This window comes from Corynebacterium canis, assembly GCF_030408595.1.
Taxonomy (GTDB): domain Bacteria; phylum Actinomycetota; class Actinomycetes; order Mycobacteriales; family Mycobacteriaceae; genus Corynebacterium; species Corynebacterium canis.
This window is the reverse complement of sequence record NZ_CP047080.1, coordinates 332,776-359,763: the sequence shown is the minus strand read 5'-3', so window position 1 is coordinate 359,763 and position 26,988 is coordinate 332,776. Positions and strand designations below refer to the sequence as shown.

The window sequence follows — 26,988 nt, the reverse complement described above, 5'->3', positions numbered from 1 at the left end:
GTAACCTGGGTCACTAATCCGCCGTTTGCCGCCTCGAATCACCCCTCGGGAGGACCAGTGCCCACACCCCCGCATTCCGCCTTTTCGCCCGCCGATTCCCCCCGCGCATGGGAGGCCGACGTTGTAATGGCCGACGGCAGCGTCGCCGTGTTGCGCCCCGCCCAGCTCTCCGACCGCCAGGGTTTCATCGATTTTTACGCCCGCGTTTCGGATAAGTCCAAGTACCTGCGCTTTTTCTCCGCGCACCCGACGCTCAGCGAGGACGACCTGCATTCGTGGCTCGATATCGACCACTACAACCAGGTCACCTTGGTCATTTGTTCGCATGAACAGATTGTGGCCACCGCACATTACCGCGTGTTGGACGCCTTCCTGCCCGCCCGGGTTGCCGACGTTTCCTTCCTCGTGCAGGACAGTTACCAGGGCAAGGGCGCCGCGAACATACTTTTGGAACACCTGGCGGAGGTGGGCCGCGAAAATCAGGTGGAGCGCTTTTTTGCGGAGATGCTGACCCAAAACCGGGCCATGGTGCAAGTCTTCGTCCGCGCCGGCTACGAGGTAAAGCCCCAGCTTGAAGACGGCTTTATCAGCGTCAATTTCCCCATCGACCCCACCGAACGTTCCTTCGACGTAATGCAGCAGCGCGAACGTAAGTCCGAAGCCGCCTCGATTCGACGCCTCCTCCGCCCGCAATCCATCGCCGTTGTCGGCGACCTTTCCCGCATGCGCGCCATTATTCCCCAGCTTGTCGACGCCCCGTTCAACGGCAACCTGCATATCCTCGCCGCCCCCGCCTCCCGGGCCGGCTCAACGGCCTCGGACCTGCGTTCGATCGCTGGCGATATCGATCTGGTGGTCGCACAATACGATGCCGCCGAGTTGGAACCCCTGCTTGCGGCGGCCGCCGAAAAGCACGCCCGCGGGATGTTGGTATTGGCCCGCGGCCACAATCCCACCCTGGCCCACGAGGAGCAGGTCCGCTTCGTGCACCAGGCCCGCGCCCACGGGTTGCGCGCCCTCGGCCCCGCCGCCCTGGGGCTCATAAATTCGGATCCCGAAATCCGCCTGAATGCCTCGCCCGCCCCGAATCCGGCGCATGGCCGCACCGGTATTTTCACCCAATCCGCGGGCGTGGCCACCTTGGTCCTCTCGCGCGCAATCGAACGTGGATGCGGCATTAGTTCCTTCGTGGCCACCGGTGCGTTTGCCGATGTCACCGCCAACGACGTAATCCAATACTGGATCGACGACGATGCCACCAGCGTCTGCCTCCTTTCCCTCGACGCCATCGGCAACCCCCGCAAATTCTTCCGGGTGCTGCGCCGCCTCGCCCTGGAAAAGCACATCGTGATTTTCACCCCCTCCCGGGCCTTGCACTCCGCCCGTCCCGGTACCCCCGCGGCGACGTCTCAAGAACAGGATCCGCGCCCCTCCGCACCCCCGTCCGCCTTGGATGAGGTGATTAGCCGCACCGGCGCCATCGTCGTTTCCAGACGCGACGCTATGTTCGATATTTCGCAAATCCTTGCGCGCCAGCCGCTGCCCCTGGGCCGCAATGTCACCGTTATTTCCAACTCCGCCGGCCTGAGCGAACAAATGTCTCAAGCCGCGGTTCGCTTCGGGCTAACCCCGCGCGCCGTCACAGTCACCGACGATCCCATCCCCGGGGTCCTCGCCGCCGCAAGCGAAGCGCTCGCCGACCCGGAATCCCACGCAGTGGTCACGGCCGTGGTGGAAATCGGCGATCCGATCCTGGAAGCCGCCCACGCCGGGCTTTCAGACCTCGCCGCCCACACGGAAACCAAACCCCTCGTAGGTGTGTTCGTAGGCTTCCGCCAGGTGACCAATCACCGAGAATCCGAACACCAGGGCCAATTGCCCACCTTCGATGCCTACGCGGATGCCTTGGAGGCCCTGTCCGCGATCATCAACAACCAATCGATCCGCGCCGCGACCCAAGCCGCCGATATCACCGCCGAGGAACCCATCACTGGCAACAAGCCACAAGTGCAAGAAACCCTCTCCGCAATCCTTTCGGATTCCCCCACCGGCCGCTGGGCCACCGACGAAGAAACCCAAAATATCCTCGCCGCCTACGGCATCGACCTTGTCCCCTGGCTCGAAGTCACCTCCGAACAAGAGGCCGAACAGGCCGCCGAACACTTCGGCTGGAACGTGGTCCTCAAGGCCACCGCCGACCCGGTCCGCGGCCGCCCGGAACTGTCCACGATATATAGGAATATCTCCACGCAGCAGGAATTGGCCAACGCATGGTTGCGGCTCGGCGAGACCGCCGTGGAACTCGGTCTCTCCGAAAATCCAAACGCCAAGTCCTTGCGCCCGGTGATACAGCCAACAGTGAGTGCCGGGGTGTCGCTAAGCATAAAAGCGCTGGAAGACGCAGTGCTGGGGCCGATGGTCTCCGTCGGCGTCTCGGGCGTCAGTTCGGACCTACTTTCGGATCGCGCCTGGCGCACCGCGCCCGTCCGCACCCAAGACACCGCCGACATGCTGGAACAATTGCATGCGGCGCCGCTGCTGCACGGCTATCGCGGCACGCGGCCCGCGCAATTGGATACGGTCCAAGATTTGCTCGTGCGGCTCGCCCAACTGAAAGATGATTTCGCAAGTATTGTCGAAGTCGAGCTTACGCCGGTGATCGCCGGGGCCTCGGCAACCCACGTGGTTGGCGCTCGGCTACGGGTGGCCGCCCTGCCCCGACATCGCGACCCGCTGGCCAGGTCCGTCTAATGCGCCCGCTGCTCATCCACAACGAGGAACTGGAGCGCTACAGCTTTGGCAAGCGACATCCGATGGGCCCCGATCGCGTGCGCTTCACCATGCAACTCGCCGCCCATCTCGGCCTCCTACAAATGTTCGAAATTGTCGAACCTCCGCCCGCTAGCGACGCCCTCCTACGCCTCGTACATACGCCCGAATACATCGCCGCCCTGCATAGCGGACACCCAGCCCCAGAGTTCGGCATCGGCACCGCCGACAATCCCCTGGTCCCCTCACTTCCAGCCGTCGCATCCCGCATCGTCGCAGGTACCGTCGCCGCCACCAGCGCAGTATGGACCGGCCGCGCCAAACGCGCCGTAAACATCTCCGGGGGCTTGCACCACGCTCAGGCCGCCGAACTCTCCGGATTTTGCATGCTTAACGACGCCGCGGTGGCCATTCAATGGCTACTCAATCACGGCGCGCACCGCGTGGCGTACCTCGATCTGGATGCCCACCACGGAGATGGTGTCGAACAATTATTCTGGGACGATCCGCGGGTGGTGACCATTTCAATCCACGAATCCGGCCTGTATTTATTCCCCGGCACCGGGCACGCAGGTGATATCGGAGGACCGAACGCATATGGCACAGCCGTGAACGTTGCCTTAGAGACCAACGTCAGCGATGTCGATTGGTTGCGCTGCGTGCACAGCATCGTGCCGGCGATCCTCCAGCGATTCCGACCGGAAATAATTATCAGCCAACATGGGGCGGATCCGCACCGCGAGGACCCCCTGACCCACCTGCGGCTTTCCTCCGATGCGCTGGCCGTTGCCTATCAATCCCTCGGCCGCTGGGCCGATCGCTTTGCCTTCGGCCGATGGGTCGCCCTCGGCGGTGGCGGGTACCAGCGCGATTCCGTTGCCCGAGTGTGGAACCAAGTGCTGGCCGCCGTCGCCGGGGTGGAGTTGGATCCGACCACGCCGATGCCCGCGAACTGGGAAAACACCGTCGGTTGCCGAGCATCCCGCACCCTCGGAGACCTCGATGCCCTTGCCGGCCTTGCGGAATTCGACCCCGGTCACGTGATGACCCACTCTGCGGACCCCTCCATGATCGCAACATCCCGCGCGGTGTTCCCCTATTGGGGCCTGGTCCCCTTCCAATAACCTCTCCATCACTCCCTCGGGCGTTTTGTGCACGTCCCATTTCAAGGCGGCGCCCCCATTTGGCCTCTAAGCCCTCGAAATCGGCTACCCATGTTAAACCATTGCCGAATCCCGTTCCGTGCGCCATTCTATGGTGGTAGGTTGCCCGCAATTCCCTTCTTTAATCGGTAGGTTGACCCCTACCCTTTTGCCCGCCTGGAGTTGAACGGTGTCTACCGATATTTTTTACATCAAAATCCCGAAATCTGTGCAAAACATATCGCGGCGGGGCCCTCTGGGCGGCCCTGGATGATGAAAATTACACAGAATCCGGGATTTGTGTGTAAAAAATTTCATGCGGAGTACACGACCTATCTCCGCAGCCCCTCACGCCGCCTAAAAACCTGCCAGCCCGCCCCCAGAGCCCGCAGATCGCCCGCCGATCAGTCCCCATGGCCCGCCCACCGCATAAATGGTAGCTATAATACCATATGTATCCGGCGTTTAAGGCTATTGCTCTTGAGTGGAGTCGGCGGGTCGCCAAAACCACCCGCCCCAGTCGACCCGCAACCAAATTCCAACACCTGAAATTGCCGCCATGCGTTAGGTTGTCTTCAATATTTCCCTTCGGCGCGCCATGACAGTCCGCTATTTGACCCCTCGGAATAGCGCACTGAGAGTTGAACGGTGTCTACCGATATTTTTTACATCAAAATCCCGGAATCTGTGTAAAACATATCGCGGCGGGGCCCTCTGGGCTGCCCTGGATGATGAAAATCGTACCTTGCCATTGAAGATGTGAACTTTCGGAAGCTTCCCCGTGATGGTCATGGGGATGAGGAAGGAAGGTTCAAGATGTCTGTACAGATCCCTCCGGTAGATCCGGACCGGACGTTTACTGCGGAGCAGCGCCGGGAGATCGTGTTGGCCCATGCGGAGACCAAGCATGGTCTGAAGGGAGAGTTCCTCCGGGCGGCCGGGGTGACGCCGCGGCAGTTGTATTTGTGGCGGCGGCAGCTTGCGGCGGGCACGCTCGACATCGGGTTAACACCGCGAGAAAATATTCCTACGAGTGATGAAAATATCGTGGAGTTTTCTCGGCTGACACAGCGCAATCAGGAGTTGGAGGCGCTTAACGCCGAGCTGGGGGCGGAGCGTGCGAAGCTGGAGACCGAGCGCGCGAAGTGGGAGACTGCGCGCGCGAAGTGGGAAACACGTCACGCCAAATTGGAGGCGCGGATCGCTGAATTGGAAAAGGTGGTTGCGGATAAGGATGCTGCCACCACTGCGCATGCCAAGGCGGTGGAGGCGATGGGAAAAGCTATCGCCGCCATGCAAAAATATACCGATCGTTGATGCGTGGTGGCCGGAAACTTTCCCCAGAGCAGCAAGCCGATTTCGATGAGTTCGTTAAGCTTGAAGACCATATTTTAGAGTTGCTTGCGGCGGCTGGCTATACCCAAAACGCGGCATTGAAGCTGCTTGGGCTTGCGAAAACAACCCTGTATTACCGGCGGCATCCGCGGCCGAAGAAACCACCACAACACCCAAAGGCCGCGCCGCCGAAAACGATTAGCGCCCCGGAGCGTCAACGTATCGCCGCATTGCTTCGCGACGGTCGTGAGCAGGGATTATCGGTCTATAAAATCTTTTTCAGCCATGTCGATTCCGAGGAGCCCTTGCTCGGCTCATTGCGGACGTTTTACCGCGTGAACAATGAAATCAAAACGGTGCCAGCACCGCTGCGCCACGGCGCGCCACGGGCGCCGCAACCACCACGAATAGTGACCGCGACACGGCCCGGCGAAGTCCTGTGCTGGGATATCACCTGGCTCCCCGGATCCTTTATGACCAAGGGATTTCACCTCTACACCGTGCTGGACTTGCACTCCCGTAAAATCGTCGGCCACACCGTACAACTGCGCCAAGACAAACACATCGCCACCGACCTCATCGCCCAAGTCATCGCCGCCGAGCAGCTCAACCACGCCAAGGTCCGAGTCCTGCACACCGACAACGGTGCTGTCATGACCTCCACCCAAATGCGCCAAATGCTCGACGCCAACGGCGTAGAACTCTCACTCATCCGCCCCGGAGTATCCAACGACAACCCTTTCGAAGAATCCTCCCACCGCACACTCAAACACCACCGCTACGCCTTAACCAGCTACCCCAATATCAAGGCCGCCGCCAACACCATGGCCTCCATCATCGACGCCTACAACAACCACGACCCACACAGCGGCCTCGCCGGATTCACCCCACAACAGGTCTACACCGGCGAATGGAAACCACTACTCAAACACCGCAAAGCAAAGGAAGAAATCTACTACAACACCTACCCCCAACGACGCCCACCACGATCCATGTTCCAACCACCACCAGCCACCGTCGGCATCAAAATCGGAACACCACCACCAACCCCACAAAACCAAGTACAATAAAACCAAGAACAATCAAAGAAGTTCACAACTCAATGGCACGCGGCGAATTACACAGAATCCGGGATTTGTGTGTAAAAAATTTCATGCGGAGTGCACGACCTATCGCCGCAGCCCTTCCGGCCGCCCAAAAACCTGCCAGCCCGCCCCCAAAGCCCGCAAATCGCCCGCCGAACGGCTGGAAATCGGGAACTTTGTGCACAACAGGAAACGCCCCTGAGGAGCGTTTGGGGGTATTAGGGTATGCGCGCGGCTATAAGGCCTGAAATGGCAACTTTGCGTAGCACGCAACCAAAGTGACTGAGCCTTGCGTTCGGTAACGGTGAGTTAGCGTGGCTGCATGCGGAGCGCGCCGTCGAGACGCACGGTTTCGCCATTGAGGTAATCGTTATCAACGATAGCGAACGCCAGTTTGCCGTATTCGGCAGGCTTAGCCATACGCTGCGGAAATGGCACGCGTTGCTCCAGTTCTTCGCGCACATTTGCGGGCATGGCGGCCATCATCGGAGTGTCCACAACCCCAGGCGCGATGGCGCACACGCGAATGCCCTGCGTCGCCAGATCACGCGCCGCCGTAAGCGTAAGCGCATGCACCCCGCCTTTCGACGCCGCGTACGCAGCCTGTCCGATCTGACCTTCGAACGCTGCCACCGACGCGGTCATGATTACTACGCCTCGCTGGCCGGTTTGATCGATCGGCTCTAGCTGGGACATCGCCTCCGCGGCGGCGGCCAATGTGTGGAAGGTGCCGCAGAGATTGATATTGATCACCTTGGTAAAAACGTCGGGGTCGTGGGTGCCCTTGCGTCCGACGATGCGCATGCTTGGCGCTACGCCCGCACATGTGATCGCAACGCGGAGTTCGCCAAGTTCGGTCGCTTGTGCGATTGCCGCGCGGACCTGGGCGGGGTCGGTGACATCTGTTTGCACATAGTGAACGCCGGGGATTGGCTGCTCCGGCAGATGCAAATCGGCGGCGACGACCTTTACGCCCGTGCTTGCGAATTGGCGGGCGGTCTCGGCACCCAGGCCGGAGGCGCCGCCGGTGATAAAGACTACGTGGTCGGTGGTGAGTTGCATGGCGAGTATTCCTTATAGTTATACGAACGCGGACACGCCGGTGACCGCGCGGCCGACAATGAGGGAGTTGACCTCGTAGGTGCCCTCGTAGGTGTAGAGGATTTCGGCATCGGCAAGTAACTTGGAGAGCTCGTGTTCGGTGAGGATCCCGTTCCCGCCGCCCATCGAACGCCCGAGCTGAGCGGATTCCCGCGCAAGGCGCGTACCGGTGGCTTTCACGAGGGCGGCGTGGGGCATATCGAACTGACCATCTTCTTGCAGCCGGGCGATATGCGTCATCATGCCGAGGCTAGCGGTGGCATTGCCAAGGATGCGGGCGAGCTGCTCTTGCACCAGCTGGAACTTCGCGATCGGCCGGCCGAATTGCTCCCGGCTAAGAGCGTACGCCCGGGCGCGGTCAAAGATCGCGAGTTGGATCCCTGCGGCCTGCCAGCCCACCCAGGCCCGCGAGTTCCGCAGCATCACATTGGTGGCGGCGAAGGAAGCCGCCCCGGGGATCAGGTTTTCGGCTGGGATTTCCACGCGATCGAAGGTGAGGTCCGCGTTCTGCATGATCCGCAGGCCCATTTTGCGGCTGATCTTGGCCTTGGTCACGCCCTCGCGGTCGAGCTCAACGATGAAACCTCTGATCTGATTGTCCGCAACATCACGCGCGAACACAATAGCGAAGTCGGCGAAGGTTCCGCCGCCGATCCAGCGCTTGCTTCCGGTAATCACCCACCCGTTCTCGGTGCGCTCGGCGGTGGTAGCCAAGCCGCCGGCGATATCCGAACCGTGGTCGGGTTCCGTGAGCGCAAAGCACCCCACTTTTTGGAATTGCCGCAGGCCCGGCAGCCAGGTTTGCTTTTGCTCCTCCGAGGCGAGCTGATCCAGCAGATCAACCACCAGTTCGTTGTGGATACCCACCAACGCCGAAAGCGATACGTCCGCGCGGGTTACCTCCGCGTACGCGAGGCCCTTGAACAGCCTGCTGGCCCCGGAAAATTCAAGCTCACCAAGCCCGTGCGCGGCCAGCTTCGGGAGCAGATCGAACGGAAATTCTTCGCGGTCCCAGTACTCTCCCACCACCGGGCGGATCTCGGCCTGCAGGAATTCGTGGAGCTCGCGGAGGCGCTGTTGCTCATGTTCGGGCAGCATGTTTGCCACGTGCAGGATGTCCGCATCGGGGAACTTCACATTTGCAAGCAATTGGGGGTCGGTGGGGTTAAGCATGGGTGTCATATCCTCTCAAAAGGTGACCTGGGCCACACAGTACGATTATGGCTCACATAGTACAGTTTCGGGTTGCCCTATGGAAGACTTAAAGCGAAACAAGCCCCAGGCTTACCCCTGAATCACCCCCTCAATACCCCCGAAGGGACGCAATGAGCACACCGCTTACAGCACGTCAGCAACAGCTTTTCAACGCTTTAAGGGCCAAGTTCCTCCACTCCGGGTTCTCGGATTTCACCATCGACTCCGCCTGCAAGGAGTTCCATTGCTCCAAATCCACCATGTACGCGCTGGGACAGTCCCGCGACGAAATCATCCAGAAAGTGGTCAAAGATTTCTTCCGCGAAATCACCCAGCACACCGAAGCCGCCCTCGCCGGCCACCCCAGCGCACAGGCCGCGCTGGAGGCCTACTTTGCCGCCATTTTCGACGCCCTCCAACCCGCATCCTCCCAGTTCATGCGCGATCTTGCCCACGAAAAGGTAGCCCAGGAAATCTATGCCACCAATACCCAGGCAGCTACCCAGCGGATGCTGCAATTGCTGCACCAAGGCGTCGCCGCCGGGGAATTCCGCCCCTTGCCCGCGGAGTTTTTGGCGCGATTGATTGAGACCTCTATGAGCCAAATCCAGCAGGGCCACTATGCGGATACGCTGCCCGTCGCGGATACTTACAAAGAGCTCGGAGAGCTGGTAATTTACGGGATTCACCGCCGCTCATAGCTCCCCACGTTTTGGGGTAGCGGATGTCCGAGTTTCGGAATTGGCTATACCTTCGTGCCCACCAGCCTTTAGACTGCGACCCACATCACATCTCGCAAAGGGATATGACGTGGCACAAGTCTTGTGGCTTCGGGCCGACAGGTGCGCAACCCTGCCGGAACCTCCACACACTCCAAACGCTGATGATGCGCGCCTACCAGCGCCAAGAAGGAGCACCATGACCCAGATCAGCCCCACCACCGCCGAGTTTCTCGCCGCCCGCGACCTGCTCCTCGACCTCCGCGAGGACTATGACGCGGCCCGCGAGCAATTCGTTTGGCCCCGGTTCGAACACTTTAACTTCGCCCTGGACTGGTTCGATTACCTCGGCCAGCACCCAGATTCGCGGGATCGGGAAGCGCTCGTGATTTCCGAAATGGACGGCACGGACACCCGCCGCACCTACCACCAACTCTCCCGCCGTTCGAACCAACTTGCGAATTGGCTTTTGGATCAGGGCGTGCAGCGCGGCGAACGCATTATGCTGATGCTGAACAATCAGGTGGAGCTGTGGGAAAGCATGCTTGCCTGCATCAAGGCGGGCTTTGTTATCAATCCCGCCACCGCCATGTTGGGCTCCGCCGACCTCGCGGACCGCACCCAACGCGCCTCGGTCACTTGGGTCATTGCCGGTGGTGAGGACGCTGCGAAGTTCCAAGACGTGCCCGGCGATTTCACCGTAATCCAGGTCGGGGACGAGCCCACAGCGCAGTCGGCGCACCCCACGTTGCGCTATTCGGATTCCTTCGAGGCGCCGGAGGAATTCGTTCCCACCGAGCCCACCCGCGCCGATGAAACGCTGCTGTTGTACTTCACTTCCGGCACCACTTCCAAGGCCAAGCTTGTCGAACATACGCACAGTTCGTACCCCGTCGGACACCTTTCCACCATGTATTGGATCGGCCTTACACCCAAGGATGTCCACCTCAATGTTGCCGCCCCGGGCTGGGCCAAGCACGCCTGGTCCAACTTCTTCGCACCGTGGATTGCGGGCGCAACTGTGTTCCTGTACAACTACGCGCGTTTCGACGCCGCGGCACTCATGGCAAAGATGTCCGACGAAGGCGTGACCAGTTTCTGCGCCCCACCGACCGTCTGGAGGATGCTCGCGCAAGCTGACCTGACACGCTTGCCCAACCCGCCGTCGAAAGTCGTTGCGGCCGGTGAGCCGTTGAACCCGGAGCTGATTTCCACCGTGGAAAAGGCGTGGAATACCACCATCCGCGACGGCTTCGGCCAAACGGAGTCTTCCGTGCAAACCGCCAATACCCCAGCTCAACCGGTGAAGCCCGGCTCCATGGGGCGTCCGCTCCCGGGTTTCGACGTCGTGCTCATCGACCCAGCCACGGACGAAATAGGTGACACCGGCGAAATCTGCCTCCGCTTGGACCCGCGCCCCGTTGGCCTCACCCCGGGCTACTACGGCGATCCCGACAAGAACGAGGAAATCTTCCGCGACGGCTTCTACCACACGGGCGATATCGCCGAACGGGACGAGGACGGCTACCTCACCTATATCGGCCGTTCCGACGATGTGTTTAAGGCTTCCGACTATCGCCTCTCCCCCTTCGAGCTCGAATCCGCAGTAATCGAACATGCTGCCGTAGCGGAGGTTGCGGTTGTTCCGTCCCCGGACCCGATTCGCCTGGCGGTGCCCAAGGCCTATGTGGCCCTCGCGCCCGGGTGGGAGCCGACGGCGGAGACTGCGGAGGCGATCTTGAAGCATTGCCGCGATACGCTCGCTCCGTACAAGCGCATCCGCCGCCTCGAGTTCTTCGAGCTGCCGAAGACCGTGTCCGGCAAGATCCGCCGCGTTGACCTGCGCCGCCGCGAGAACGAGATCCACAAGGCAGACCAGGGCTCGACCACCGTTGGCACCGAGTACGCCGATACGGATTTCGCCTCCTTAAAGGGATAGTTGGATTCCTACCGCAGCTTATCGACGCCCCGCTCCGGCCGGGGTGTTGGTTAGCTGCGGCGTTGGCGTTTGCGCGGTGTGTTGGTTCGGCGGTGGTGTTTGGCTTGGCGCGCTCGTTTCTGCAGTTTCGCCAGCTGGTAGGGTGGTTTCGCCCATCGTGGCCTGGGCGGTGTGTAGTCTGTGGGTGGTTCTTGGGGCCATTGGTCATCTGGTGGGGGTTCGGGGTGTGGGGCTTCGGGCAGGGGCGGCAGTTCGGTGGGAATATTGGCAACCAGCCGGTGGCGGGCGAGGTAGCGGGCGCGTTGCCGGTTGCGGTAGTTGATTAAGGTGGTGCCCCACCGGCCGAAATCCTCCCGGATCGGCGGCTGCTGGTAGTCCTCCTCGGTTTTCGTGGGCTGGCTGTGGCGGGTGGTGATCCCTGCGGGGCAGCCCACCACATGGCCGGCAAGCACCCCCTGCGGAATCGTGGTAATCGTCGCACCGGTGGCAAACCGCCAGGTGACATTACCGTAGGTATCGGTGCTGGCGGTGGCGTGCCGGTCGGTTTTGAAATTGTGGTGATGCCGACACAAACACTGCAGATTCGAGGCGGTGGTCCACCCACCGACCTCATGGTTGATCACATGATCAATGTCACAGAAAGTAGCGTCCATGGTGCAGTCCGGGAACCGGCAGGTGCCATCCCGGCCCATGATCAACAAGCGTTGCTCCTCGGTGGGATCATGCGCAGCCCGCAACACCTCCGCCACATCGCCAATATTGGTGTAGGCAAAATCCCGGCCACTAATCCGGTCGCGTTGCTCCCCGGTGAGTAAACCCACCCCATGCAGCCGCTCCGGGACCACCTTCGTGGCCTCGGTAAGGGTACCAAGGCCAAACAGGTGGACGGTACACCCGGCATCCCGCTGCTCCCCACTCCCGCAAATACGATTCGTGATGATCTCATCTTCCCGCAGGTTCAACTTTTTCGCCCCCGCGGCTAGGCGTTGTTTAATCTCATGGGCTTCATCACTGGGTAAGGTCACATTGAGCACACTGACCCCAGCATGCGGGCTTTCCCACAATTCCACCCCACACATCGCCGTAATCCGGGCGGCCATCGCCTCCTCGGTTAACTCCTCCTCCGGTGGGGTTTCCTCCACAATGTGCAACCGGATCAAGGTATCGCGCAGCACCTGCCGGATCCGCCGCGTACTCGGCAACGGTTGATTCGCCCTGGTCGGGGTAAACAACCCCACCAACACAGTATCGATATCACGCCACACATAGCCCGGGGCATCCAAAGACACCGTCACCAGGGCAAACCAAATCGTCCGCAACCGCTCATAATTAAGATAATTGTGCTCCAGCGCGTGCGCCTTCAACCCGGGAAGGCGCTCATGCAGCAGGAAACACCCACCCACAATGTTATACATCCGCGCTTCAGAATACGTGCCACTGTGCACCGCGAATTCCTTCACCAACGCACGGATATTCAACCGGTGCACATCCAACCCAAAGGTCGCCAACAACCAATTATGTAAAAACACCCGATTGGCCTCCAACTCGGCGGCACCAATGAAATTCTGCGGATCATCCACCACAAACCCCACCACCGAATCCACCGGATCCACCTGTTGCGTCGTCATCGCCGCGTCACCTCCCGAAACCCTTCCCGAACATGTACTGTATAGCCCTTATTCTACCCAGCGAACACACCAGCTACTAGGGCCGCAACCACGCACAACACCTTGGACACAACCGGAACACCACCCCCACCACACCCCTTTTGACCAGGCAAAACAACACCCGAACCCGTGGTGGGCAACACAACACTTGCCCACACCACGGCCATGGTGTAGCACACCCACCACACCCACCAGCGCCCGCCACACGCCCCCACACCCACGAACAACGCACCCGGGACCAAAAACCATCAAACAACACACTGAAGCCCGCAGCAGAAAACACTATGAGCTTGCCCACAAACCAGAATACACAGACAGGGGTGAATGAAACCACCCCCACCAGCGACAAAGCGGGCGCCGGGTTTTGCTCACATGGTTAGCGATGCTTAAATTCAGGATCCCGCTTTTCCACGAACGCGGCCATGCCTTCCTTTTGGTCCTCGGAGGCGAAGACGGAGTGGAACACGCGGCGTTCGAACATAATGCCCTGCTGCAGCGTGGTCTCAAAGGCGGCGTTCACGGTTTCCTTGACCATTTGCGCAGCCACCAAAGACTTGGCGGCGATGAGTTCGGCCACCTTGGCTACCTCGTCCAAGAATCCCTCCGCGGGCAGCACTCGGGACACCAGGCCGGATTGCAGGGCCTCCTGGGCGTCCATCATGCGCCCCGTCAAACACATGTCCATGGCCTTGGACTTTCCGACGGCGCGGGTAAGCCGCTGCGAGCCACCCATACCGGGCAGCACGCCCAGATTGATTTCGGGTTGGCCAAACTTGGCGGTCTCGGAGGCGAGGATAAAGTCGCACATCATGGCGAGTTCGCAGCCGCCGCCCAATGCGTATCCGGACACCGCCGCGATCACCGGCTTGCGTACCCGTCCCAGCGCGTCCCAGCCGGCAAACCAATCGGAGGAAAACATGCCGGTGGCTGATTGTTCCGCCATTTCTTTGATATCGGCACCGGCGGCGAACGCCTTTTCGCTTCCGGTGATCACGATGCAGCCGACTGCGGGGTCCGCGTCCAGCGCCTGGGTGGCGGCGGCGACCTCTCGCATCGTGGCGTCGTTTAGCGCATTGAGGGCCTTGGGGCGGTTGAGGGTGATGGTGGCGACGCGGCCATTCGTATCCACCAGGATATTTTCGTAGTTCACTATTGCTCCTTCGAGGCTAGGTTGATATCGGCGATGCGGGGGTCTTCGATCGGTCCGAACATGGCGGCGACTGCTTCGGGGGTTACTTCCTCCAACGTAGCCGGATTCCACTTCGGGGAGCGGTCCTTGTCCACCAATTGGGCGCGCACGCCCTCGATAAATTCGGTGCCGCGTTGCATATTGTTGGAAACGCGGAATTCGGTATCCAGTGCTTCCGCCAAGCTTTGGCCGCGGGCCAGCCGCACCGATTCCAGGGTGACCTTCAGCGCCAGCGGGCAATTGCGGCGGATACGGCGGGCGGCGTCGGCGGCCCAATCGGCTTCCTCCGCATCGAGCCGTTCGAGAATTTGTTCTACGCTGTCAGCGGCGTAGATGCGGGACATGTCGGCGCGCTCCGCGGCGAAGCCTTCCGGCACGGATTGGGCGTAGTTATCGATCACCCCGGGATCGCCAGTTTCGCACAAAGCTTCTACCAGTGGGTCGAGGCGGTCTTCGGGCACGTAGACGTCGCTAAGCCCGCACGCGATGGCTTCGGCGGCACCTACGTGCGCGCCGGTAAGCGCAAGATGCACGCCGAGATTGTCGGCGGCGCGGGCCAGCAGGTACGTCCCGCCCACATCAGGAACGAAGCCAATGCCGGTCTCAGGCATGCCAACACGCGTGCTATCGGTAACAATCCTGTGCGAACCGTGCGCGGAAATGCCGATGCCGCCGCCCAGCACGATGCCGGTCTGCAGCGCCACATACGGCTTGGGGTATTGCGCGATATCGAGGTTCAGTTGGTATTCCTCGGCCCAGAAGGTGGCGCCTTCGGTGCCGCGCGCCTGCGCATCGTGGTAGAGGCCCACAACGTCCCCACCTGCGCATAGTCCGCGTTCGCCGGCGCCGCGGACGATCACCAGCGCGACATTGTCGTCCGTGCGCCACGCCTGCAGGCATGCTGCCATCTCGCGCACCATCTCCAGCGTCAAGGCGTTCATTGCCTGCGGCCTATTCAGGGTAATAATCCCCGCCTTGCCTACGGTTTCTGCGATCACAGTGCTCATTATTCGATCATCCTTTTGCTAGTAGCAGGGCTTCGCCTTGGCCGCCACCGCCGCACAATGCGACGCCAGCGCGTTCCCCGGCACCTGCGGCCAATTGATGAGCGGCATGCACCACCAGCCGGGCCCCCGAAGCGCCAATCGGATGCCCCAAGGCAATCGCACCCCCGTTCGCATTGACGGCGGCGGGATCGATGCCAAGCACACGCGCCGAATGCACCACCACGGCGGCAAAAGCTTCGTTAATTTCCACGATGTCAAGATCCTCGGCCGACCAGCCCTGGCGTTCTAATGCGGCGCGCAGCGCGTCCGCGGGTTGCTGCTGCAACGAGGAATCGGGGCCCGCCGTCTGGCCGACCGCACACAACGTAGCCAGCACATCCCAACCCTCCCGCTTTGCGACGTCGCGGGTGGTCAGCACCACGGCGGCCGCACCGTCCGTGATCGGCGAGGAGTTCCCGGCGGTAATCGTGCCGGTCGGAATAAAGGCGGGCCGCAGCTTGGCCAACGTCTCCGCGGTAGTTTCAGGGCGAACGCCTTGATCGCTCGTGCATTCGCCAACCGGGACGACCTCGCGGGCCATGATCCCGTCAGCCCAGGCGGCCGCCGCGCGGCGATGCGACTCCGCGGCGTAGGCGTCCTGCTCCTCCCGGGTCACCGGATACACATCCGCGTATTTTTCGGTGAGCTCACCCATGGAAATACCGAGATCAGCGGCGGTCAGGCCGTCATACGCCATGTGATCGATGGCGGTGATATGACCGTATTTATGCTGGGTACGCACGTTTCGGAGGAGATGCGGGGCTTGGGTCATAGACTCCATGCCGCCAGCGACGACCACGCTGGCCTCACCGGAGCGGACGAGGCGCGCGGCGTCGATAATCGCGGCGAGGCCGGACAGGCACACCTTGTTTACCGTGGACGTGTGCGCGCTGGGGCTAATCCCCGCAGCCAACGCGGCCTGCTTCGCCGGATTCTGCCCGGCCCCCGCCTGAAGCACTTGGCCCATGAACACAGCTTCGATCTTCGCGGCGGGAATCGAGCCCAGGGCGCCCGCGATGGCGACGGCACCAAGGGCGGGGGCGGAATATGACGCGAGCTGGCCGAGTAATCGACCATGCGGGGTGCGGGCGGCGCCAACGATGACTACGTCTGCGCCCGAGGGGGAATGGGAAACCACAGGACCTCCTAGATGTACGATTTGTAAGGTTATCGTACTGCATAGGGTGAGACCTGCGCCACATCTTTTCGAAAATTTCGCAGTGGGGAGGGTTCCGGCCCAAAAACCAAGAAAGCACCGACCGAAACCGGCCGGTGCCCTGCGCGCGTTAACTACATGAGCTAACTCGCATCTTGGTTAGTCTTTCTTGCGGCGTACCAGCACCACACCTCCTGCGATCAGGATCAGTGCCAGCCCGGCGAGCGGCAAGACCATCCCACTCACACCGGTTTTAGCCAATTGGCCACCCTTTTCCACGATTTGGGTCAAGATATTTCCGCTCGCGGGCGGCGGGGCCGAACCGGGCACCACCGGGTTCAGCGGCGGCACGATCGGGATCAGCGGGATGAACGGGACCACCGGCGGCGTGTAAGTATTCACTGCCGTGAGCTCCACGTGCTGGCCCTTGGAATCGATAGTAAATGTCATGTCGCCGGCGGGCCGCAGCAACAGCCCTGGGCGTTGCGCCTTCTCCACGTCCTCCCAGACGCGGCAGCTAGCGCCGACCTCGATATTGGCGTTGGACGCCACCGCTTTACCGTCGCCGGGCACCACCAGATCGCCCTTGGTTCCGTCCGTACATTCGTAGCTGAAGGTGTAGCTCCCACCGCCGGTTTGCACGACGGACTTGACCACCTTTGCCAGCGAGAACGTGCCACGATGCCGGGTGTAGTTGTTCACGGCTTCGATCTTGTGCACGGAGTCTTTCTCGCCGAGCGTGAATTCGAATGGCTTGGGGGTTACCACGTCGAATCCGGAGTGCGCTGCGGAGCTGGCCACTTCTTCGACGGTGCACTTGCTGCCGGTGGGAAGCTCTGGCGAGGCGACGGGTTTGCCGTCGGCACGCACAAAGAGGCTGCCTTCGAAGGTGCCACGGTTTTCGCACTTATATGTGAACTCGTAGACGTTGTCGGCGATGATGCCCGCTGGGTCCACGTCCGCGTTGACCACCTTGCTGATCTCGAACTTCGCACGATGTGCGGTGTATTCGTTCTCCGCGTGCACGCTCACCGTTTGCTGCTTTTCGACGTCCACCTCAACGCTGTTTCCGTCAACGGCATTGCCGCCATTCACACTCAGCAGGGTAACGCGGTCGGTTTGGGCCACGTCCGCGGCCAGCTCGGTGATGGTGCACTTACCGGTGGGCAAATCGGTGATCTGGGTGACCTTACCGGGGGTTACCTTGGCCTGGCGCGTTTCGCCCGCCGGCAATCCGGTACAGGTGTATTCGAACGTGAATTCCTTTGGCGCGAGGGTTGCGGCGTCGCCGGTGACCTGCTTGGTCAACGCCAATCCGCCCTTATCGCGCTTGAATTCATTGGTCACCTGCACCGCGGTCACGGAATCCTTTTCGGAGACCACAAACTCGGCCGGCGTGACCAGCGGGGCTACCGCATAGTTGTCCGCGGTTGCCGAGGCGAGGTCTTCGGAGAGCACGCACTTGGTGCCGGTGGGCACGCGCGGACCGGGGACCGCTACGCCGTCGCCCTTGACCTCAACCACGCCGCTTTGCTCGCCGCAGGTGTAGTTCACCTTGAATACCTTGTCGCGGAAGGTATCGGCATCGTCGCCGGTGACCTTCTTGGTTACGGCGAAGCTGCCGTGGTCGCGGGAGTATTCATTGGTCACCGTGACCGATACCAGGTTGTTCGCATCGGGCGTATCGGGCTTGTCCGGAATAACGAGCCTGCTGGGCTCAACCACACGTTTGGTGGACGTGTAGTTCGGGCGTTCCGCAGACTTCTCATCCTCGCTTAAGCTACATTCCCAACCGGTGGGGATGCCGGTAACTCGTGCGGGGCCGCCAGCCACGGAGACCGGGATGGAACCCGACATGGAGCCGCCGCCGACTATCGGATCGAAGCACTCGTAGTCGATCAGGAACTTCTTGTCTTTCGCGGCGTCCGCATCGTCGCCACCGACAACCTTGGTCACCTCGAAGCCGCCGAGGTCACGCACATAGGTGTTCGTAGCCACAAGGGTCAGGCCGGGGGCCGCAACTTGGGCTTTGTCGCCGAGATCGATGGTTAGGGTGTAGCCCTTGCGATCCTGATGCGCTTCGGCCGTGAGTTCGCATTCCGTGCCCACGGGGAAGTCACCGACAAGAACGTCCGTGCCCGCGGTCACCTTCACGCTGCCGTCGGCGGGGACTTCCGCACCAGCAGCGTCACGCCCGGGTGCGGAGCATTGGTAATTAATGCCGAATTCGTCGCTACCGGTGGAACCGTTGGCCACGAGCACCTTGGATACCTTGAACGGCACGCGCGGGATTTCCACGGTATTGGTCGCCGTAATGGTGATTTCCGCGAGCTCCTCCGGATTAGCCGGGTCGATCAATGCGCCGGAGGCGAAGTCGTGGTGATCGATCGTAGTTGCGATCGCTCCCGCGGCGTCGGTTTCCGCCGCCCAGCACTTCGCGCCCTTGGGCAGCTTGGCCGGGTTGCCGTCTTCACCCTTGACTTCCACGGAGTTTTCACCGGTCACGGTGACGCCTTGGATATGCAGCACCGGCGGTTGGTCGTCCGCGAGCTTACAGGTCACATCGAACACAAAGTTGCGGGTTTTCGCGTCTTCGATGGCCTGCGGCTCACCGGTGAGCTTCTTGGCAATCCGAATCACGCCTGCCGAATAGTTGTTCGTCAGCGCGATCTGTTCCTCATTGCCGGTACCGGTTTCGCTATCGAACTCAATTTCTACACTGGTGCTGGGCGGAGTTCCGGGGTCGGAGTTGCCGCCCTTGGTCTCGGTGACGGTACAGACCGCACCCGCCGGAATGTCCTTGATCGGGTCGGCCGTAATTTCGGTCTTCCCCTTCGGCACGGTCATGGTGAGCGTCTTTTGCAGCACTTCCTGGCCGTCCAGCACGCAGCGCACGTCGAACTCGAGTTCGTCCCCAGGCGCGTACTTATCCACGCCCTGCCCCTTCAGCAGCTTCGTAAACACTAGGCTGCCGGTTGCCGTGAAGCCGGCGTCAACGGACAGGTTTTCGGTGTTCGGGGGCAGCACAACCGGATCGGACTCACCCGTGTCCGGATTTGCGTTCGAATCGTTGTCCACGTTCGAGCCGGGGGCCTTCTGCGTGGTCAGCTTGCCCTTGCCGGCAAAGGTGATCTTGTATCCCTTTGCATCGGAGGCGCGCAGCGTTGAGAAGAGATAGCGCCCGGCATCATTGGTGGTGGTTTCCAACGCGACCTTGTTGCCAAGGTCGTCGGTGCCCTCCAGCTTCACGGTCACCCCGGGTGCTGGCTTTTCGGGAGCGCCACCGAAATCATCTTGGATGCCGTTGCGGTTGATGTCCCACCAGGTGTAGTCACCGATCGAGGATTCGACGACGCGTTCGGGCCGGACGATGGGGCCGACCGGGAATTGCAGGCCCTGTGCCACGGCGAAGGCACGGTTGACGTACACATCGCCCTTGGCGTTGCCCTCACCCTTCATGGCCACTTCCACGGTGATCTTATCCGAGCTCACAAACTTGCCGGGCCGTTGGATGCGCAACCCGGTGACCTCGGCCAACTCCTTGGGGCAGCCCTCATCATTGCTTGTCGGCGCGTCGCACCACACGGTGCTGCCTTGGTCGCGCGGATCAAGCTTAACGTCCGGATCCTTGGTGTATTGGATGCGAACCTTATCGCCGCCATTGACCACCTTGGCGGAAACAAAGCTCAGCGAACCATTGAAGTTGGAGTCCGCCTCACCGTTCTTTGGCAGCACATCGATGATGTCGGGGTTTTCTACCGGCGCATCATCGCCCGGGGGCACGGTGTTCACCAGGGAAACCTGCCACTTGTTCAGCTCGTGGTGCTGCTGGCCAGTGCGGTTTACCTGCACCTCGGGGGTCAGCGCGACCTTGTCCAATTTGATGCCGCCCAGGTTATTGATCTGCACCTCGGCGGAATCGAGCCGCTGCTTGACGTCGCTTTGGTCGCCTTCGGCCCACACCAGCACCGTGTTCTTGTACACGCCGGCCTGCGCGAGCGGGGAAACCTTGGTGGTCAAGATGATCGGATCCATGGGCCTATTGACCTCTTGCTGCGGATACACCCAGCGGATATAGGTTTCATCCGCCTTGCAGCCCGTGATCTTTGCGCCATCCGGCAGCACCACCTCAGTGTCGGAGCCATCCTTCTTGGCCACCTTTTGCACAATGGCCGGCCGCGGCTCGGCGCTCTCATAGTCGAGCGAGGTAGGTACGCAATCCTCCACCCAGTATTCCTTGAGAATCCCGGTGGTCAGCGCACCAGAGGTCAGCGACGGCGTGAGACGGAATTGCACGGTATCCGGGGGCACAATCTGCCCCGTGGCGCTATCAACGGTGCCGCCACCATTGACCTGCGGCGGGGTATCCGTAAATTCGCCATCCGTACCACGGCGAACCTTCTTATCCACGCGGGCCTGGGCCAGCGCGACAATCAGACGATCGCCGGGAGAACCCTGATGCTTGTCTGGAACGTACCCGGAATTCGACCAAGCGGTCGGATCCTGCAGCGCGGCATTCACATCGGGGATCACGGCGTCGATAGCCTTCATCGCTGCCCAGTTCGGCACGATATCGCCAACATTATTATTGGTCTCAGACACCCGATGGTTAATGCTCAACACCATGGTTACGCCGCTACCTGCGGAAACCGTATTGGCTACCGGTCCCGGCAAGACGGCATGCACGCGCACGCGGCCCACGCCGGTGTAAATGCCTTTGGCGAGCAGCGCGGCGTCGTTACCCGGTACTGCGGCGGGGTCATCGAACCACGGACCGTTATCGTCGCCGCACTGGGAAGCCGCTTCGGCGCCGCCAGGCTTAGCAGAGTATTGCACCGTGAGCTGCGGTGCCTCTGCCGCCGAGGTGGCCCAGCGGGTACCGTCCCCGGACTTCACGTTGTTGTAGCCGGAAACCCACACCGGCGCGCCATTTGAAGGAATGGACTGGAAGGTGGTGCCAGGGTACGCGCTCGCCGGCACGTCTTTCGCATGCAAGTGCAAACGGCTATTGTCCCAGGAATCGCACAGCACCACGGTCTTATCTATCGGGTCCTCCGAGCGCGAACCCACGACCAGCAGCTGCGAAAGCACCTCCTGGCTGGGCGCCACGGTAATGCCGCCGCTGCGGATGGTTGCGCCGCCGGGAGGCCCCTCGCCGCGGGACGCATAACCGGGCGAAAACTCGACCGGAGCCATATTGCGCTCCGCCCCAGGCACACCGGTAAACGCCTTATTCAGGGAACCCTTCGTGGTGATGTTCGGCGTTGCGGTGCGGTAATCATTAAACGCGTCTTGCCCAGCAAGGTTCAGGTGATCATTGCTGGTAAACCCGTTCATATCAAGTTCGGTGTACCGATAGGTGGTATGTAGGGTTCTCACGCCGTCTTTTTCAACACCGAACTCCCTGATCGTATCCACCGGCGTATACACGCTGAAATAGTGCGATACGGCGTAGGCCCTATTGCCGGGGATAGGCGTATTATCCGGGCGCAACGCATGGGAGGGGTACGTGCGCAGTGACATATCCGCCCCGCTCACGCGGAATTCTACGGGCTCTGCGACCTTATCTTTATCAAAGGTAATAGCGCCGGAATCCCGCACCGCATTGGTTGGGGTATGCAGAAGTCCCTGGTCTGTGATGCCAATTTTCGGCCCTGGGGCGCTGTAATAGCCGCCCACATACACGATGCGCGAACCGTACTTGTCCTTGTCCCCGTTGGCCTTTTCCAGCTGCGCGGAGCTCAATTGCGGGTACATCGTTTCAAACGAGAGGTCTGCGGTGGCAGTGAAATCGCCGATCGCGGGCATCGCGCCTTTACCACTGGTCGGGGCGCTGATAAGCAGGTTCAAGCCCGAGCGCTTACACACCCGCGCCTTATCCCAAGGACAGGGCTCCGTGGCTGGGCCGTAGAAATAGCCTTTGTCTTCCTCAAGCGCGATGGAGTTCATGGAGATGTCCCACTTGAGGCGTGCCGACGCCGTGACTTCCGGAAGTTCATCCTCAGGCACAACGTATTCGGGGGACCCATCTACCTTGAGCGTCGCCTTTGTCGGTTTGAGCTCCGTGCCATTGTGCACGTAGCCCAAGACCCTGGCGGTGATATCAATGACCTTCGAGTCAGCGCTCAGCGTGCCGACGTTACAGGTCAGGGTTTGTTCCTTTAGCTCGTCGACACTGCTCGCGCTCAGCGGCAGGCTAGGCTCGCCCGCGCTGGAAGGGCTGATATTGCCGGACAGGCACACGCTGGGAAGCGAATCAAATTCCATGCCCTTAGGTAACGAAAGGGTGAATGTGGAGTTTGATCCCTGTCCCTCGTTGACCGCAAAGTTCAGGCGGTACGTCACCGTATCGTTGACGCGCACGATCCCGTTTTTCGGGCCGGAGTCATTGCCTGCGGAATCGTCACTGTCAAAGTCCACGGTGCCATCGGAAAGAACCTTCACGGAATAGCTCAGGTTCGTTCCAGCAATTGGGTTCGGTACTGGGGTTGGGTCCAAGTTACCGGGTTCCCCCGGCGGTTCAGGATCTCCCGCATCAGTCGTCGATGGCGTGCTCGATGCGCTTGGTTCGGGGGCCTCTGAAGTCTGTGATGGCGTGGGCGTCGCGGACGTCGCCTGACTCGTGGTGGTGTCATCGGCCGCCGCCGGTGGTGCACCGCCGATCACCAATCCAAGGGCAGCCACCACCGTAGCGGGTAGCTGCCAAAATCTTCGGTAGCGTTTCACTGTTCATTCCTCTTGTGCTCAATAAATTCTGGTTCAAGTTAGCCACATTAAGAGGACGCTTAGCAAGACGCTTATTTGATACTTACATAGTGTAACGTTTAAGTGATGGGGCTTTGGCAAAAATGCCTGCGTATTAATGATATATTCCAAACTAAAACACCCCCGTGTGTTAACCCCCGTACAATCATCCATCCTAAAAGCGGGATTTTTATGCACTGAGTAATAAAAATGGTTGCCGCTACCGGCTTGGTCGAATCTGCCTGACAAAGGTTTCGTGGATCTGCAATCGCACACAAGAAACCCCAGGTGGTTATCCACCTGGGGTCCTATTGGTTGAACGTGGCTTAGCCGCCGCGTTTAGCCGTTATTCTTGCGACCGCGAACCGCGAGGAATATACCAGCGGACGTGATCACGAGGGCCAGCAACCCAATCCCGATCACCGAAGCACCAGTGCTTGCAAGAACGCCCTTTTGGGGAGCGTTTTTGCCCTGGGGAGCTTGCGGCGAATTCGGTGCCGGCGTCGTGCTTTGCGAACCTGTGCTCGAGCCATTGTTACCACCACCGAAAATCAGCGGCAGGAACGGCAGCAGGTACCACGGGCTCGGGGGCTTCGGATTGTTGCCCTCAGGAGCCGACGGAATCTTCGGGTCCGGCACGTACTCGTTGGTGAAGGTTACCTCCACCTTTTGGTCCTTCGACTTCACTTGGACGATGTGGGCTTCCGGCAGACCCAGGGTGTAACCCTTGACCTCTGCGGATTCGACTTCCTCGGTAAGGATACATTCGACGCCCGTGCGAACCATCACACCAGAATCCACGGCGACACCGTCACCCTTAGCCTTCACTTGGCCCTTCTGATCGTCCGAGCACTCATAATTGAAGGTAAATTCCTTGCTCTTGGCCTCTTCCGTAGGCAGACCTTTCACCTTCTTGGCCACAGAGAACGTGCCCTTGTGGGCGGTGTACTCGTTGGTAAAGGTGCTGGCCACAACCTCATCTCGCTTGGAGACGGTCACGGTTTGCTTAGCCGGAGGCTTGAGGTCGAAGGCGGCAACCTTGGCCTCTTCCACATTTTCTTCGATATCGCATGTGGTGCCAACCGGAAGCTTAAGCTGAGACGTTACAGCCTTGCCGTCCCCAGGAACCGTCAGCGTATCGGTCATGCCATTGGCGCATTTGACGTTAAAGGTAAACGTCTTTTGCCGCATCGCATCGTCAACATCGCCGGTCACGGCCTTGGCAACGCTGAGGCCACCAAAGTGCTGCACATACTTGTTCGTGTATGCAACCGCAATGGGTTGACCCATCACCGTAAACTTAGCCTTCTTGCCATCAACCTCGCCTTGCGGAGCAACCTCCGGTGCCTCCACCTTCGGGGTTTCTACATTGGCCGGTGTCTCGTCGGCAGGAGCCGGTGCCTTCGGAGTTTCATCGGTAGCAGCAGCCTCGTCGGAGGGAGCCTCGTCGGAGGGAGCCGCATCCTTGTTGTCGGCCTCTGCCTCGTTGCCTTGAGTAAGGAGCTTTTCGGCGACCGGAGTGGCCGCAACCTCGGCGTTCGGCTTGGGCGCCTCACCTTGCTCAGCGGCCGGCTTCAGAATGTCGCCTTCGAAAAGTTCCACGTTAACGGTCCAATCGGTGTTATCCACCGCACCATTGGTTTCCTCAAGCTCACATACAGAACCTTGCTGGATGCCAACGATCTTCTTGGTCTCGCCGCCCTTCAGCTTCACCTCGTCCTTCTTCACCTCACCGTTTGGCTGGGTGCACTTGTACTGGAACGTGAATTCCTTATTCTTGATGGCTTCGCTGACATCACCCTCCACGCTCTTGGCGATCACAAAGTCGCCGTCAATGGGGGTGTAGTTGTTCTTTACGGTTACTTCAACGGGCTTGTCCTTCTGAACAACCTGGCCGTTTGCATACTCGTAGTTCACAGCAAGGGCATAGCCAAGACGCTCTGCAGCCTCACGGTCCTCCCGAACTTCGCACTTACTGCCAGTCTTGATGCCTTCGATCTCAACCCAAGTACCGTTGCCCGGAAGGTTCAGGAACTTCCAATCGCCCTCATCGCAACGATATTCAACCTTGAAGTGATCCGCCGCAAACCGATCCTCGCCGGTTACTGCCTTGCGCAGCTTAAAGGAAGCGGTATCGCGGGTGTACTTGTTTAAGAACTCAGCCTTGACCACGGGTTCATTCGGGCCACCAATAACAACGCTCACCTTGCTGTGCGGCGCTGCGGTGTAACCATCGATCTGAGCCTTATCCGCAATTTCGGTTACCTCGCAGGTGGTCCCCTTGGGGAAGGACTTGCCCGCAGGAGTAGGCGTACCGTTGTGCTTTACGCCCTCGATCTTGCCTGCCTCGGTCTCACCGCGCACGTTGCAGATGTACTCAAACTCGTAGGTCTTGGCCTCCAAGAGCGGGATCTCATCAACGCCTTCAACGTTCTTCACAACCTCGAAGGTGCCCAATGCGTTGTAGGTGTTCGTAAACACCGCGGTCGGAGCGTCTGCGGCAACCGTTACCGTTTGCGCAGGTGGCTGAATTGCAAGCACGTGATTTTCGATCGGCTCAACTGCGCCAACCTCAGTGATCGAGCATTTGGTACCGATCGGGAATTGCATCCCACTCGAAACCGCGTCACCATTGCCCGGCGCCTCAAGTTCGCCAGCTTGGCCGTCTTCGCAGGTGTACTGGAACTTAAACGGCTTCCCGTTGGCGGCATCGGCCTCTACACCGACGACCTTTTTCTGCACCTTAAAAGTACCAACGCGCGGCGTGTAATTGTTCGTCACACCGACGGTACGGTTCTGCTCATCGTCCTTGTCTGCGGTTGCAACGCCCGTAGCCGGATCATTGTCCGCAGTACGATCCCACTTGACTGCAGGATCGACGCCGTCAATAACCAAACCAGCTACATCTTCGGTCAAACGACACTCGGTGCCTGCCTTAAAGTAACCAATGGCTTGTTTACCGCCATCCTTTACCTTGTATTCGAAAGAGCCGTTAATGTCTTGTCCCCCGCGCAGGGAGCAAACATAATTGAAAACGATCTTTTCAGGCAGGTTCTGGCCATCCTTGACGCCGTCCCATTTCTTTTCAACGAACACGGGGACGCCGGGCTCAACGACGTTATCCACACGCAGCTTGGTCAAACCTTGCTTAACCTCAAATTCCGGAGCCTTCGCCGCATCGCCAACGAAGTAGGCTGGCCTACCCCAGAAATGGTTCTGCTCACCGGCGGCAACGTTCTTGATCGGGGTGGCATCATCAAGCAATTCGCTCACGACAATCTTCGTTCCAATGGGGAACGCGACGGGGACTTTGTTACCGCCTGCAAGAGTCATCTCTGGGACACCCTTTTTGAAGGGCAGCACGGTCATCGTAGCAACACCGCTGTTCTCGGTCACGTTCTTGGACTCAGCCTTTAACGGCTCAAGGGTCTTCCAATCGTTAAACGTGGTCCCTGCGGGTAATTCATACTTGTACTCGAATACGTTCGGGACGTTCGGATCCACACCGAAGATATCACCTTTGACGCCCTTCTCCAGTTCGAACGAACCGCTGTTTTGATCGAATTGCACAGTAACATTGACCTTATTGTCAACCTTTGCCGTGCGTGTGTACACGTTATTCACTTCCTGCAGCGTGCCATCAGGCTGCTTCAGGAATAGCTGGGCGGTGTTTTTGTAATCGGCCCCAGCGGCCACATTGCCAAACACAAGGGTCTTAAGGTTACCCAGGGAATACGCGGTGTTTTCATCGAACGGAGCCGTGATATGGACTTCGGCACGTTTCGGATCGTTTGGATCTTGTTTGAACTCGACTGTGGCGGGCTTGACTGTTTCGGTCACATTGCCGCACTTCGTGCCACGCTCATTCTTAAGAACCTGCTCCATGGTGCAGGTGCCCTTGG

Annotated in this window: 14 protein-coding genes; 6 read left to right on the top strand and 8 right to left on the bottom strand. The window is 60.1% G+C overall.

The annotated features are described in order from the left end of the window. The first annotated feature begins 57 nt into the window (after positions 1 to 57). From CCANI_RS01600 to CCANI_RS01585, 4 genes are all read left to right on the top strand, one after another. Positions 58 to 2,751 (top strand): GNAT family N-acetyltransferase, encoded by a 2,694-nt coding sequence (locus tag CCANI_RS01600; RefSeq protein WP_246118311.1) that lies wholly within the window; start codon positions 58 to 60, stop codon positions 2,749 to 2,751. Then, the gene (locus CCANI_RS01595) at positions 2,751 to 3,893 is read left to right on the top strand and encodes an acetoin utilization protein AcuC (RefSeq protein ID WP_146325669.1); all 1,143 of its coding nucleotides are present in this window, start codon (positions 2,751 to 2,753) and stop codon (positions 3,891 to 3,893) included. Before CCANI_RS01600 ends, CCANI_RS01595 begins: the two co-directional genes overlap by 1 nt. Positions 3,894 to 4,727: 834 nt before the next feature. After that, positions 4,728 to 5,228, top strand: a complete 501-nt coding sequence (locus tag CCANI_RS01590; RefSeq protein WP_290211528.1) for a transposase — start codon at positions 4,728 to 4,730, stop codon at positions 5,226 to 5,228. Next, complete coding sequence (locus CCANI_RS01585; RefSeq protein ID WP_290211329.1) at positions 5,228 to 6,316, top strand: DDE-type integrase/transposase/recombinase; 1,089 nt, start codon at positions 5,228 to 5,230, stop codon at positions 6,314 to 6,316. The genes CCANI_RS01590 and CCANI_RS01585 overlap by 1 nt, the downstream gene beginning before the upstream one ends. 324 nt (positions 6,317 to 6,640) lie before the next feature. On the opposite strand, the gene CCANI_RS01580 is transcribed toward CCANI_RS01585, so the two are convergent. After that, entirely contained in the window at positions 6,641 to 7,393 is a 753-nt protein-coding gene (locus tag CCANI_RS01580) for an SDR family NAD(P)-dependent oxidoreductase (RefSeq protein WP_146325620.1), read from the bottom strand. Between the two features lie 18 nt (positions 7,394 to 7,411). After that, positions 7,412 to 8,614, bottom strand: a complete 1,203-nt coding sequence (locus tag CCANI_RS01575) for an acyl-CoA dehydrogenase family protein (RefSeq protein WP_146325619.1) — start codon at positions 8,612 to 8,614, stop codon at positions 7,412 to 7,414. A 143-nt stretch (positions 8,615 to 8,757) separates the two neighbouring features. Here CCANI_RS01575 and CCANI_RS01570 point away from each other — a divergent pair, with 143 nt between their 5' ends. Together CCANI_RS01570 and CCANI_RS01565 are read left to right on the top strand one after the other, a co-directional pair. Beyond that, entirely contained in the window at positions 8,758 to 9,327 is a 570-nt protein-coding gene (locus CCANI_RS01570) for a TetR/AcrR family transcriptional regulator (RefSeq protein ID WP_146325618.1), read from the top strand. A gap of 217 nt (positions 9,328 to 9,544) precedes the next feature. Next, positions 9,545 to 11,284 carry an AMP-binding protein gene (locus CCANI_RS01565; protein WP_186750417.1) on the top strand — a complete coding sequence of 580 codons (1,740 nt, stop codon included), beginning with the start codon at positions 9,545 to 9,547 and terminating at the stop codon, positions 11,282 to 11,284. A 50-nt stretch (positions 11,285 to 11,334) separates the two neighbouring features. Here CCANI_RS01565 and CCANI_RS01560 read toward each other — a convergent pair whose 3' ends face one another. The 6 genes from CCANI_RS01560 to CCANI_RS01535 form a co-directional block, all read right to left on the bottom strand. After that, positions 11,335 to 12,912 carry an HNH endonuclease signature motif containing protein gene (locus CCANI_RS01560; RefSeq protein WP_290211527.1) on the bottom strand — a complete coding sequence of 526 codons (1,578 nt, stop codon included), beginning with the start codon at positions 12,910 to 12,912 and terminating at the stop codon, positions 11,335 to 11,337. Positions 12,913 to 13,327: 415 nt separating this feature from the next. Next, on the bottom strand, positions 13,328 to 14,104 hold the full coding sequence (locus CCANI_RS01555; RefSeq protein ID WP_281285015.1) for an enoyl-CoA hydratase: 777 nt from the start codon (positions 14,102 to 14,104) through the stop codon (positions 13,328 to 13,330). Further along, positions 14,101 to 15,147 (bottom strand): enoyl-CoA hydratase/isomerase family protein, encoded by a 1,047-nt coding sequence (locus CCANI_RS01550; RefSeq protein ID WP_186750415.1) that lies wholly within the window; start codon positions 15,145 to 15,147, stop codon positions 14,101 to 14,103. Before CCANI_RS01550 ends, CCANI_RS01555 begins: the two co-directional genes overlap by 4 nt. Before the next feature lie 7 nt (positions 15,148 to 15,154). Then, positions 15,155 to 16,324, bottom strand: a complete 1,170-nt coding sequence (locus tag CCANI_RS01545; RefSeq protein ID WP_146325614.1) for an acetyl-CoA C-acyltransferase — start codon at positions 16,322 to 16,324, stop codon at positions 15,155 to 15,157. Between the two features lie 177 nt (positions 16,325 to 16,501). Beyond that, the gene (locus tag CCANI_RS01540) at positions 16,502 to 23,068 is read right to left on the bottom strand and encodes a DUF5979 domain-containing protein (protein WP_146325613.1); all 6,567 of its coding nucleotides are present in this window, start codon (positions 23,066 to 23,068) and stop codon (positions 16,502 to 16,504) included. Positions 23,069 to 23,425: 357 nt separating this feature from the next. Further along, positions 23,426 to 26,971: a DUF5979 domain-containing protein gene (locus CCANI_RS01535; RefSeq protein WP_146325612.1), complete on the bottom strand. Its 3,546-nt coding sequence runs from the start codon at positions 26,969 to 26,971 to the stop codon at positions 23,426 to 23,428. Between the last annotated feature and the right edge of the window lie 17 nt (positions 26,972 to 26,988).